13 protein-coding genes are annotated in these 11,742 nt (G+C 74.1%); 6 read left to right on the top strand and 7 right to left on the bottom strand.

The features are described 5' to 3' along the window. The 3 genes from KS423_RS25290 to KS423_RS25280 form a co-directional block, all read right to left on the bottom strand. Nucleotides 1-1,406, bottom strand: a 1,406-nt coding sequence (locus KS423_RS25290) for an MFS transporter (protein ID WP_224282065.1), incomplete at its 3' end; no start/stop codon positions are given. Nucleotides 1,407-1,838: 432 nt separating this feature from the next. Continuing rightward, nucleotides 1,839-2,939: a CU044_5270 family protein gene (locus tag KS423_RS25285; protein WP_224282064.1), complete on the bottom strand. Its 1,101-nt coding sequence runs from the start codon at nucleotides 2,937-2,939 to the stop codon at nucleotides 1,839-1,841. Further along, the gene (locus tag KS423_RS25280) at nucleotides 2,936-3,667 is read right to left on the bottom strand and encodes an RNA polymerase sigma factor (RefSeq protein WP_224282063.1); all 732 of its coding nucleotides are present in this window, start codon (nucleotides 3,665-3,667) and stop codon (nucleotides 2,936-2,938) included. Before KS423_RS25280 ends, KS423_RS25285 begins: the two co-directional genes overlap by 4 nt. A gap of 147 nt (nucleotides 3,668-3,814) precedes the next feature. On the opposite strand from KS423_RS25280, the gene KS423_RS25275 reads away from it, so the two are divergent. The 4 genes from KS423_RS25275 to KS423_RS25260 all read left to right on the top strand — a co-directional run bounded on the left by KS423_RS25275 (nucleotide 3,815) and on the right by KS423_RS25260 (nucleotide 7,043). Next, nucleotides 3,815-5,413: a serine protease gene (locus KS423_RS25275; protein WP_224282062.1), complete on the top strand. Its 1,599-nt coding sequence runs from the start codon at nucleotides 3,815-3,817 to the stop codon at nucleotides 5,411-5,413. A 535-nt stretch (nucleotides 5,414-5,948) separates the two neighbouring features. Continuing rightward, nucleotides 5,949-6,230 carry a heavy-metal-associated domain-containing protein gene (locus KS423_RS25270; RefSeq protein WP_224282061.1) on the top strand — a complete coding sequence of 94 codons (282 nt, stop codon included), beginning with the start codon at nucleotides 5,949-5,951 and terminating at the stop codon, nucleotides 6,228-6,230. A gap of 40 nt (nucleotides 6,231-6,270) precedes the next feature. Further along, a complete protein-coding gene (locus KS423_RS25265) occupies nucleotides 6,271-6,552 on the top strand; it encodes a metal-sensitive transcriptional regulator (RefSeq protein WP_224282060.1) in 282 nt (93 codons plus the stop codon). 200 nt (nucleotides 6,553-6,752) lie between these two features. Further along, nucleotides 6,753-7,043: a hypothetical protein gene (locus KS423_RS25260; protein WP_224282059.1), complete on the top strand. Its 291-nt coding sequence runs from the start codon at nucleotides 6,753-6,755 to the stop codon at nucleotides 7,041-7,043. 10 nt (nucleotides 7,044-7,053) lie between these two features. Here KS423_RS25260 and KS423_RS25255 read toward each other — a convergent pair whose 3' ends face one another. Continuing rightward, complete coding sequence (locus KS423_RS25255; RefSeq protein WP_224282058.1) at nucleotides 7,054-7,596, bottom strand: MOSC domain-containing protein; 543 nt, start codon at nucleotides 7,594-7,596, stop codon at nucleotides 7,054-7,056. Nucleotides 7,597-7,658: 62 nt separating this feature from the next. Then, nucleotides 7,659-8,048: a DUF4345 domain-containing protein gene (locus KS423_RS25250; RefSeq protein WP_224282057.1), complete on the bottom strand. Its 390-nt coding sequence runs from the start codon at nucleotides 8,046-8,048 to the stop codon at nucleotides 7,659-7,661. 93 nt (nucleotides 8,049-8,141) lie between these two features. On the opposite strand from KS423_RS25250, the gene KS423_RS25245 reads away from it, so the two are divergent. Both KS423_RS25245 and KS423_RS25240 read left to right on the top strand, forming a co-directional pair. Continuing rightward, on the top strand, nucleotides 8,142-8,780 hold the full coding sequence (locus KS423_RS25245) for a TetR/AcrR family transcriptional regulator (protein WP_224282056.1): 639 nt from the start codon (nucleotides 8,142-8,144) through the stop codon (nucleotides 8,778-8,780). Nucleotides 8,781-8,880: 100 nt separating this feature from the next. Further along, a complete protein-coding gene (locus tag KS423_RS25240; protein WP_224282055.1) occupies nucleotides 8,881-10,092 on the top strand; it encodes a cytochrome P450 in 1,212 nt (403 codons plus the stop codon). A 41-nt stretch (nucleotides 10,093-10,133) separates the two neighbouring features. Here KS423_RS25240 and KS423_RS25235 read toward each other — a convergent pair whose 3' ends face one another. Next, nucleotides 10,134-10,922, bottom strand: a complete 789-nt coding sequence (locus tag KS423_RS25235) for a phosphotransferase enzyme family protein (protein WP_224282054.1) — start codon at nucleotides 10,920-10,922, stop codon at nucleotides 10,134-10,136. Then, nucleotides 10,919-11,742: Dyp-type peroxidase (locus KS423_RS25230; protein ID WP_224282053.1), on the bottom strand; the 824-nt coding region annotated here is incomplete at its 5' end. The genes KS423_RS25235 and KS423_RS25230, both read right to left, overlap by 4 nt.

Raw genomic sequence — 11,742 nt, 5'->3', positions numbered from 1 at the left:
CGGGCCGCGCCCTCGGCGCGCGGGGTGCGCAGGGTGGCCACCGCGAGCAGGCCGCCGGCCACCGCGATCGCCGCGGAGCCGGCGAAGGCCGCGGAGAAGCCCGAGGTCAGGCCTTCGACGGTGGCGTCCGGGGTCCGGGCGCCGGCCAGTGCGGTCATCGCGGCCAGGCCGAGGGCCGAGCCGACCTGGTAGCCGGTGTTGACGATTCCGGAGGCGAGGCCGCCGTCCTCCGGGGGTGCGCTGGAGATCGCGGTGCCCAGGGAGGGGATGAAGGCGAGCGCCATGCCGATCGCGGCGAGCAGCGAGGCGGGCAGCAGGTCGGTCCAGAAGTTGCCGTCCGGGCGGGCCAGTGAGAGCCCGAACAGACCGGCGCCGAGGGCCGGCATGCCGGTGACGACCAGTGCCTTGGGGCCGAAGCGGGCGATCAGCCGGGGCGCCGGGGTGATCATGATGCCCGTGATGGCGACGGTCATCGGCAGCAGGGCCGCGCCGCTGGCGAAGGCGCCGAGGTGGAGCACCTGCTGGAGGTAGAGGTTCAGGAAGAACCACATCGGCACCCAGGCCGCGGCCAGTAGGAACTGGGCGAGGTTGGCGGCGCCGAGGTTCGGCACCCTGAAGATGCTCAGCCGCATCAGCGGCTCGCGGCGCCGGCTCTGGATGACCAGGAAGGCGGTCAGCAGCACGGCCGCGCCGGCCAGCGTCAGCAGCGTCGGCGCCGAGGCCCAACCCGCCTCCGGGGCGCGGACGATGGCGTACACGGCGGCGGCGAGACCGCCGGTGACGGTGAGCGCGCCGATGATGTCGAGGCCGCCGCTGCGCCGGGGCGCGGAGGGCATCAGCGCGGGGGTGGCGAGCAGCGCGACCACGGCCACCGGGACGTTGATGGAGAACACCCACGGCCAGCTGATGTACTGGGCGATCAGACCGCCGAGGAAGACGCCCGCGGTGCCGCCGGCCGGGGCGGCCGCGCCGTACAGGGCGAAGGCCTTGGTGAGCTCCTTCGGGTTGCCGCCGAAGAGCATCATCAGCAGGGTGAGCGCCGAGGGGGCGATCAGTGCGGCGCCGAGGCCCTGGACGCCGCGGCCGGCCAGTTCGGTCGGGACGTTCCGGGCGAGGCCGGCGAGCAGCGAGCCGGCGCCGAGGATCGCCCAGCCGGCACTGAACAGGCGGCGGGCGCCGAGCAGGTCGGAGAGCCGCCCACCGAGCAGGAGCAGGCCGCCGAAGGCGACCACGTACGCGTTGAACACCCAGGACAAGTCCTCCTGGCCGAAGCCGAGGGCGTCCTTCATCTTGGGCAGGGCCACCCCGATGATCGAGGTGTCCATGATCACCACGAACTGCGCGGCGGCGATCAGCGCCAGTGCGCGCCACCTCCGGGGGTTCGGCTCGGTGTTGTCGGTTGCCATCTCCTACTCCCTACCCGCGAAGGGTGCAGACCGAGGACAGGAGGTCCACGGCAGCGGTCATCGGTCGTCAACTTCCAGCGCGGGCACGGCGAGTGCGCCGGTCGACGAAACCGGTGGGGTAGGGTTCAACCCGTCGATATCGATAGGGGTAGGGGGTATGTTCCACCGCGCGCTTCCGGCCTCGCGACCGGGCCCGGGAAGATGCCGGTGCGGACAGTCGCGACCGGCATCAACCCCGTCGACGACAAGACCCGGGAGGGGGCCGTCGGCGAGGAGCTCCCCCGCTGCCGACGGCGCTCGGCTGGGACCTGGCCGGCATGGTGGTCGACGGCGGCGACAGCCCGCCGCGGGCGGGGGGAACGGGTCATCGCGATGTCCCACCGGCTCTGAGCCTGCCGAATCCTCTGGACCTTCCGACCGCGTCCGGTCCGGTCAGCTGCCCGGCTGCTCCGGCGGGAGTTGGCCGACGCGGTCGACGGCGGCCTTCGCGAGGACCGCCGAGGTGCCGACCACCGTCCCGGCCGGCCCCGCGTCGCCGGCCTCGGTGAGGACCGTACGCTCGCCGAGGAACGCGTACGTGGTCCGGTCGAAGACCCACTGCGTCTGCTGCCCGTGCGCCGTACGGGCCACGGCGACGCCTTCGCGCCCGGTGGCGTCGACGGCCGAAGCGACCACCGTGACCCCCGGGATCCGCTCGGCGGCCCGGTAGAGCGCGGCACTGACCTGCGGCGGCGCCCAGGTCTCGGCCAGCAGGTCGCCGATCGCCGTGAAGGCCCGCTGGTCCGGGTCCTGGCCCCCGCCGCCGGCCTGTTCCCTGATCAGCTTCAGCAGGGCGTCGGGGTCGGTGGGCAGCGAGGCGACGTACGCGTGGGTCGGTTCACCGATCGACGGACCGTTCCCGCGCGGGGCCTCGGGCCTGGCGGCCTCCCCCGGTCGGTCGAGGTGGAGGACCGGCCCGTTCTCGCCGAGCCGGGAGTCGGGCCCGCCCTCTTCCCGCAGCAGACCGGGACGGCTGCCGTCGGCGGACAGCCAGACCTGCCGGGTGTGCACGGGAGCCATGGTCACGGGACCGCCTGCCGCGCTCTGAGCCGCGTAGGCGACCCTGCTCTCGACGTAGACGAACTGGTCGGCACGGACCGTCGACTGCTCCGCTCCGGCGGCGGCGAGCGCGATGCGGTCGAGCAGCCGTACCGCTTGGGAGGTGCCGGTGGCGCCGCCCCCGGCCACCGCCGCGCGGTCGTGCCCGGCCGGACCCCCGGGGTCCACCGTCACGACGCCGACGACCGCGAGGGCGCAGGCGAGCGCCGGCACCGCGATCCGGACCGGACGCCGGTACCGGGCCGGACGCCGGGTGACGCCGCGCCGCGATTCGGCGGACGCGGCGGCCCTGCGCAACACCTCCCGTCTCAGCAGCAGTTGACGATCCGCGTCCAGGCCGGGCACCGCCGGCGGGGGCAGCAGCTCGGCGAGTTCGCGGCGCTCGGCCTCCGCGGAGGACGGGCGCTGCGTATCGCGCCGTGGGGTGGCGTTCATCCGTGGCTCTCCTGGATCGACTGGATCGAGTGGATCGACGGCCGGAGCGCGGGGATGCGGCCCGGTGCGGGCAGGCCGGTGACGGCGGAAGGGGTCCGGCCCTCCGCCGCGGGGGGCTTTCCGGTTCCGGCGTGCCGGTGCCGCGCCGACGTGACGCGGGCCTCGGCCCTGGCCCTGGCCCTGGCCTTGGCTTCGGCCCTGGCTTCCGCCTCGGTGAGTTCACGCAGGCGGCCCCGGGCCCGGGACAGCCGCGAGCGGACGGTACCGACCGGCGTGCCGAGCGCCTCGGCCGCACTCGCGTAGTCCAGCCCGGCCCACACGACGAGGGTGAAGACCTCCCGGTCGCGGCGCCGGAGCCGGGCGAGCGCGCGGTGCGCGGCACGCAGGTGCTCGACGTCCGCGAGGTGCGCGACCAGGTCGTCGGCGAAATCCGGGACGGAACCGCGTTCCGGAAGCCGGGCGAGCGCGATGTCACGGCGACGGCGGGCCCGGGCGGTGCGGCGCATGATGTTGGTCGCGATCCCCAGCAGCCACGGGCGCAGCCCGTCACCGTCGGGGTGCAGCTTCTCCCGGCCCCGCCACGCCTCCAGGAAGGTCGTCGAGACGACGTCCTCGGCCTCCGCCCAGTCGCCCGTCACGCGCAGGGCGTAGCGGTACAACACCTGGGCGTGCTCGTCGTACAGCTCGCCCAGGACGTCGGGGTCGCCGCGGCGAAGACGCGTTCTCATGAGTGCTTCCACACTCTGCCCTGCCCGGTCCGCCGCCCGGGTTCCGGTGACCTGCGTCACAGGCGCCGGCCGCCGCCCCGGGGCCGCCCCGCTCCGGATGTGGTCCGGCTCACAGGAACTCCGGTGCCGGTCCGAGCAGTACAGAGCATGACCACGACTTCCGCACCCCGCTCCGCCCCGCGTTCCGTTCCCCGCCGGAACGCCCTCCGGGCCCTGGCCGTCGCCGTCGCCCTGGTCGGCACCTCGACTCCCGCCTTCGGCAGCGCGGCCTTCGCCGCGGGGCCGGAGACGTACACCCTCACCATCAAGCACCTGGACCGCGCCGGCCAACCGGCCGGGAAGTACCGCACCCATGTCAGCGGGGTCTTCGAGGCCGGCGGCGAGGAGTTCCTCGAACAGCAGGACGCCTCCGGTGTCACGACCGTGCGGCTGCCGAAGGGCCGGTACCTGCTGGACAGCACCCTGCCCGCGGACCAGGGGGCGGGCGGCCCGGCCTGGACGGACTGGATCGTCCAGCCGCGCCTCGACCTCGACCGGGACACCACCGTCACCGTCGACGCGCGGACCACCGCCCCCGTCGACGTCCGACCCCCGGACGGCAACGCGCGCTTCCTGCAGAGTTCGATGTTCGTCGAGGTCACGCACGAGGGTGTCACCAAGAGCGCCAACGTCGGCAACAGGTCGACGAACCTGCGCGTGGGCCACCTGGGTCCCGAGACCGAAGCCGGGGCGGTGAAGCAGTGGTACGACGCGCACTGGGCGACCGACACCGGCGGCTACCTGCTCGGCCAGACCTTCTCCGGCACCCGCGCCCTGACCGGGCTCACCCGGCAGTACTCCACGCAGGAGCTGGCCACCCTGAACATCCGTGGCGCCGCCGGACCGGGCAGCACCGGCACCGCCCTCCTCGGCGTCCTGCCGAGCAACGGGACGGTCGCCGGCGCCCCCCGGGTCATGAAGACGCCGGGCACCGCCACCTTCCTCGTCGCGCCCGAGCGCGGCACCTGGGACATCGCTGTCACCGTCCCCGGCGCCAACGATGCGGCGCCGACCTACTACTCCGCCGACCGCATTGCCGTACGAGCCGGAACCACGACCACCCACACCTTCGACGGCCCGGTCTTCGGCCCGGCACTCACCGACCGCCCCGCCGTCTCACGCGACGGCGACCGGATCACCGCGAACGTCCCGCTGCTGGCCGACGGCGACGGCCACGTGCCGTGGACCCCGTCGTTCGACACGGCCTACACCTCGTTGTACCGCGACGGCGTGCTGGTCGGCGCCGAGTCCGGTGCGGCCGGACGCGGCGAGTTCACCGTGCCCCCGGGCAAGGCCTCGTACCGCCTGGCCACCACGGTGACCCGCAAGGCCGCGACCGGCGCCACCGCCCGCGTGAACGCGTCCTGGACCTTCGCCTCGGCCACCACGACCGGGCCGACGGCGCTCCCGGTGAGCGTCGTGCGGTTCTCCCCCGAGCTCAGCCTGACCGGCACCGCGGCGGCCGGCAGTCCGCTCCGGATTCCCGTCACCGTGCAGGGAGCCGCCGCGGACGGGCGCACCCGCTCGGTGACCGTCTCGGCCTCCACCGACGGCGGCGCCTCGTGGACCCGCCTCCCGCTCGAAGCGGGCGCCGTGACGGTCCAGAACCCGCCGGCCGGCACCGGCGTCTCCCTGCGCGCCGAGCTGACCGATGCCGACGGCAACACCCTCGACCAGACCATCACCGACGCCTACCGCACCCAGTGACCCCGTCGGCCGCCTGAGGCCCCTCCGGGAACCACCGGGAACCGCCGGGAACCGCCGGGAACCGCCGAACCGAGCCGGCCTCGCACGGCACGGCTTGCGCACGGTTCACGGGTGGCCGGACCGCTTCCCCGGTCCGGCCACCCGTTGCGGCCGCCGGGCGCGGAGGAGTTCCCCGCTCCAGAACGTCGAGTTACCCGAATGGACCGGCGACGACGTGGCCCAGGGGAGCGTGGATGTGAGCTTCGTCTTCCACAGCGGTCGGGTGACCGTCTTCAATGCCCTCGACGAGAACGGGCTGAACTTCACCCCGCCCGCGCCGCAACAGCGGTCGCACGCTCTCCACTGACCTCAGGCGCCGAGGGGCAACAGGACTGCCACAGCACGGCGTTGACGACCGGGGCCCTGCGGGAGGCCGGGCGGGGCCGGGCTCCCGGAATCTCCGGGCATTACCCTAGGGGGGTATGGTATGTTCAGAAGCGAAGCAGCCGCCCGGACAGTCCGGCCGGTGCCGGACACCCACGACAGGAGCACACCCATGAGCGAGACCACCGTCACCGTCGAGTCCGCCGCCACCGAGGCCTCCTCCTGCTGCGGTTCGTGCGGCACCGACGCCGGCGCGGCCCCCGCCGCCGAGTCCGCCCTGACCTCGGCCTTCCAGGTGAAGGGCATGACCTGCGGCCACTGCGTCACCTCGGTGACCGCCGAGCTGAAGAAGCTCGACGGCGTCACCGACGTCGCCGTGGACCTCGCCACCGGCAAGGTCACCGTCGGCAGCACCCGGCCGCTCGCCGACTCCCCCCTGCCGCACCCCCGGTAGAGTGTGAGCACGCCTCACCGCACAGGAACCGGAGACGGCCATGGCCAGCTACAGCTCCCACAAGGACGACTTCCTCAAGCGGCTCCGCCGCATCGAGGGCCAGATCCGTGGCCTCCAGCGCATGGTCGAACAGGACACCTACTGCATCGACGTCCTGACCCAGGTCTCCGCCGCCAGCCGCGCCCTCCAGTCCTTCGCCCTCCAGCTCCTGGACGAGCACATCGAATGCTGCGTCCGCGACGCCATCGCCGAGGGCGGCCAGGAGGCGAGCACCAAGATCCGCGAGGCCAACCAGGCCATCGCCCGCCTCGTCAGGTCCTGACCGCGATCCAGCAGCGAAGACTCCGCCCCGGCTCCCGGCAGCTCGTGCACCGGGAGCCGTCGCCGTTACGGGGCGGGGGTATCCCTCGGCCCTTCGGTCGACCGGCGAGCCAGGCCGACGGTATCTGTCGGGGCGTACCGGGAGGGGGTGTGCTCGACGGCCACCCGGCTTGCGGGGCAGCCGATTCGGAAGGATCAGCCGTGTCGTCGATCGAGTTCGTCCGCCGCCTGGACGGCCTGGTCTACCGCTTCGATGAGGACGGCTCCTTCAACGGCAGGCCGTCGTTCAGGCGGCGGGACCTGGACCTGTGGTGCCGGTGGGTGCCGGGCCGGGGCTGGTGCGTCGTGGACGCCGAGGGAGTGCCCGACTCCGGCCCGCTGCCGGGCGGGAGCCGGCACCAGGAGCATCCGCCGACCGGGCCGTGGCGCAGCTGGAAGGCCGGGAAGTCGCACCTCTACGACCTGCGTCGCGTCGACGGGGACACCCGCTGAGGCGTGCGCCTCAGACCCGGTCGAGCGGGCGGTGCGGGCCGTCCGGCAGTTCGACGGCGATGGCGTCGCCGGGCCGGACCGGGCCGCCGGTGCGGACGATCCCCATGATTCCGGCACGGCGCACGGTCGTGCCGTCCTCGGCGCGGCCGACGACCTGCTTGAGCAGGCCGGGCCGGTAGTTGTCGATCTGGGCGCACGGGTTGCGCAGGCCGGTGATCTCCACCTCGGCCTCCGGGCCGATCCGCAGCACCGCGCCGACCGGCAGACCGAGCAGGTCCACGCCCTCGGTGGTGATGTTCTCGCCGAGCGCGCCCGGCGCCACGTCGAAGCCGGACTCGCCGAGTTCGGTGAGCAGTTCGCGGTGGATCAGGTGGACCTGGCGCAGGTTCGGCTGACTCGGGTCCTGGGCGACCCGGGAGCGGTGCTTGACCGTCACCCCGGCGTGCACGTCCCCTTCGACGCCCAGCCCGGCGAGCAGCGTGATGCCGTCCCGGTTCGGCTTGGTGAACGAGTACTCGACGTTGCTGCTGACTGCCACCACGGTGCCGCTCATGTTCGGGGCCCTCCTCGCGGACGCATGTTCGATCGACGTGGAAGCATAGCCACCCCGCACCGTCAGCCCTGTGCGTGCGCCCGTTCGTCCGCGCCGGCGAGCCACAAGTACACCGGTGCGAGCCCGAGCTCGATGGCCATCAGCACCAGCTGGAACCAGTGCGGCCGGCCGTCCACCGCGATCGACAGCACCCGCCCGAGGCCGCCCAGCAGGAACACCGCCGCCAGCCACCGCACCGCCCGGGCGGGCACCGGCGACTGCCGGGCGGCCTGGATCCAGGCCGCGCCGTACCCGGCGAAGACCGCCCCCATGAAGCGGCCGAAGCTGCCGACCGTGGGGCCGGCGTCCGCGATCCCCGGCATCGCGGCGTTCCCCAGCAGGAGGTGGAGGAATCCGATCGCCACACAGGCGACCCCCATCGTCCACGCGAGCACCCGTAACGCCTTGGCCATGACCCACCCACCCATCACGGAGATCGATCCGGTTGACACGTGTCTACCAAGCTAGCGCCAACAAGTAGACGCGTGTCAAGTAACCTGGCGGGCATGCCAGCCCACGAACGACGCCGCCGGCTCTCCCCGGCCGAGCGACGCGCCCAGCTGCTCTCCGTCGGCGCCCGGCTCTTCGCCGAACGACCGTACGAGGAGGTGCTGATGGAGGAGGTCGCCGAGCAGGCCGGGGTCTCCCGCGCCCTGCTCTACCGGCACTTCGCGAGCAAGCACGAACTCTTCGCGGCGGTCTACCGGGAGGCCGCCGACGACCTGCTCGCCAGGAGCCGGTTCGATCCGGCCGACACCCTGGTCGAGCAGCTGGTCGAGGGCATGGACGCCCACCTGGACTACTTCATCGCCAACCGGCACGCCGTGCTCACGGCCAACCGCGTGCTGGCCGGGGACCAGGTGATCCAGACCATCATCACCGAGGAGCTCGACGCCCTGCGCGGCCGGCTGCTCGGCGTCCTCCCGCTCGCGGACGAGCGGGCGCGGCAGGCGGTGTCGCAGATCCTGCGCAGCTGGCTGGTGTTCGTCCGGGTCCTGGTCATCGACTGGCTGACCGAGGAGACCTGCACCCGCACCGAACTGCGGGACGCCTGCATCGGCGCCGTGCTGGGCGCGCTCCGGCCGCTGCTGCCGACCGATCCTGCACCCGGCTGGGGGCACCGAGGGCATACCATCGGGGCGTAACGGGAGAAGCACCACAAGCATCCAATTCCTCATGAAAATAAGACAATTGGGTGCTCGACTCCCCTCGACCAGCCGGACCTCCGACCCCGCGAAGGGCCCCATGGACTCCGCCGCAGCCGACCCCCGGACCATCCTCCCCCCACTCCACCGGCTCCCCACCGCCCCCGCCCGGCCGCCCCACCCCACCACCCTCCCGGACGGCACCCCCGCGTGGCTGATCACCCGCTACCACGACGTCCGGCAGGTCCTCGGCGACCCCCGGGTCACCCGGGCCGACCTGCATGACGTCGGCACCGCGGGCGGCACCGCGGACGTGGCCGCCAACCCGGCCTCCCTGTTCAACCAGGACGGACCCGCCCACCGCCGACTGCGCGGCACCGCCCAACGGGCCTTCACGCCGCGTGCCATCGCCGGCTGGCAGCCGTGGGTCGCGGCCGCCGTCCAGCAGTCCGTGGACCGGCTGGTCGCCGCCGGCCCGCCGGCCGACCTCGTGCCCGCGTTCGCCCGGCCGGTGCCGTTCGCCGTCACCACCCGGCTGATGGGGCTCGACGGGGACGGGCCGGACCACCTGGACGAGGCGCGGCTGCACCGCTGGACCCTCGCCCTGCTCGCCCAGGGCGGCGAGCAGGGCGGGACACAGGCGGCCGACCATGACGGCGCCCTCGCCGAATTCGGCGCGTTCATGAAGGAGTTGGTCGCCCGACGGCGCCGCGAGCCCGGCGACGACCTGGTCAGCCGACTGGTCCGGGCCGCCGACCAGGACGGCGGCGTCCCCGAGGAGTCACTCGTCTTCCTGGTCGCCGGGCTCACCGCCAGCGGCAACGAGAGCGTCGCCGGAGCCCTCGCCAACGCCCTGGTCTACGTCCTCGGCGAACGCCCCGAGCACTGGCCGCGCCTCGCCGACCCGGACATCGCCGAGCGCACCGCCGAACGGCTGCTGCACTACATCCCGCTCGGCGACGACGAGGCCACCATCCGCCGCACCACCGCACCGATCGAGGTCGGCGACGTCACCGTCCCGGCGGACGCGGTCGTCGCCGTCAGCCTCGGCAGCGCCAACCGCGACCCGGCCGTCTACCCCGAGGGCCTCGACGCCGACCTCGGCCTCCCGCTCCCGGCCCCCACCCTCGCCTTCAGCGCCGGCCCGCACTACTGCATCGGCGCCTGGCGGGTCCGCCTGGAGATGCGCGAGTCCCTGCACCGCCTCGCCACCGCCCTCCCGGGCCTGCGCCTGACCACCCCGGTCACGGAGCTCGCCTGGCAGCTCGGCAGCACCACCCGGAGCCCCGCCCGCCTCCCGGTGGACTGGTAGCCGCCGCCGGAAACACGGTCAGGGCGCCGCCCTGCTCGACGTCAGCCGTCGAGCAGGGCGAGCAGCCACCGCTCCCGGCGCCGCTCGATGTACTCGGCGTCGCTGCGCCAGACCTCCCCGTGGCCCTCCGCCCAGAGCCTCGCCCAGGGCTGGACGCCACGGCCCGCCCGGTCCCGCAGGAAGTCGTGCATGGCCCGGGTCCGCGGCCCCAACAGGGGTACCAGAGCGCGCCGTTCGCCCTCGTCCAGTCCGTAGGCGTCGGCGAAGACCCGCAGCCGGGCCGCCGCGTCGACGTCGGCGCGCCGCCGGTCCGGCTGCGCCGACAACGGCAGGAAGCCGTGCAGCGCGTAGGCGAGGTCCCAGAGCCGGGTCCCCGGGGCGGCCGTGTCCCAGTCGATGAAGGACCACTGGTGCTCGGCGCCGACCACGAGGTTCCACGGGGCCAGGTCGTTGTGGGCGATGATGTCGGCGCCCTCGGGCGGCATCAGCACCTGCCAGCGGGCGTCCGGCGGGGGCGTGAAGTCCCGGACGGCGTCGTGGAACTCCCGGATCAGGCGCGCGACCCGGGCCAGCCGCTCGGCGGGGTCCAGCAGGTCGAAGCGGTCCGGCCAGACCACCCGGCCCGGCTGGTACGTCAGCACCTCGCGCCCCTGCCCGTCGAGGCCGAGCGGGCGCGGCGCCGCCCGGAACCCCGCCGCGTGCAGATGCTCCAGCAGCGCGTGCACCGCGGGCGTCCACGGCCCGGCCGGGCGCCGTACGGTGTCCCCGACGCGGACCACGCCGGCACTCGTGTTCCCGCCGGACAGCGGCTGTTCCTCCTCGCGGCTCATCCGAACAGCCCCTCCCCCAGCGTCCCGCCCGCCGGCGCGCCCGGCAGCACGTAGGCCACTGCCGAAGCCGTGTGCTCGACGAAGGCGTTGAGGGCGTCGCGCGCGGCCAGCCGGTTCTGGACGCGGGTGAACTGGGCCGGGTCGCGCATGAAGGCGCAGAACAGCAGGCCGCGGTCGCCCGGGCCGTCGTCGTAGCTGTAGCCCCGCCGCAGCATCCGGGCGCCACCGTCCAGTCGGGGGCTGGAGAGGCGGACGTGCGCGGTGGCCGGGAGGACGTACGAACCGTCCGGGTTCTTGGCGTAGATGTCCGGCTCGTCGTGCTCCGCCGTGCCGGTGAGCGGCGCGCCGTCGCCGGCCCGACGGCCCATCACCTGCTCCTGACGGTCCATGGGGAGGGCGGCGAAGGCGGCGGTGTCCATCCGGATCCGGCGGTAGACCAGCACCGTCCCGTGCTCGTGCGGCCCCGGCGGGCCCCAGACCCACTGCCCGCCCTCCGGACCGTTCGGGTTCGCCGTGCCGTCCTTGAAGCCGAACAGGTTGCGCGGCGTGGCGCCCCCGGCCGTCCGGGCCAGGAAGCCGGACTGCGTCCACCGCACCGTCGCGCCCGCCGCCCGGGCCGCCGCGCCCGCCTGCTCGGCGACCACGGACAGCGGCCAGCGGTCCGCCGCGCACAGCTGGATCACCAGGTCGCCGCCACCACGCGCCGGGTCGAGCCGGTCCCCGGGGAACTCGGGCAGCTCGGTCAGCAGGGCCGGCGGAACGTTCAGCCCCAGCCGGGCGGCGAGGCCCGGCCCGACCCCCACCAGGCTGCTGAGTCCGG

This window comes from Streptomyces sp. LS1784 (assembly GCF_020103755.1).
In the GTDB taxonomy this organism is placed as follows: domain Bacteria; phylum Actinomycetota; class Actinomycetes; order Streptomycetales; family Streptomycetaceae; genus Kitasatospora.
The sequence above is the reverse complement of the archived record's forward strand: the minus strand, read 5'-3'. Positions and strand labels throughout refer to the sequence as shown.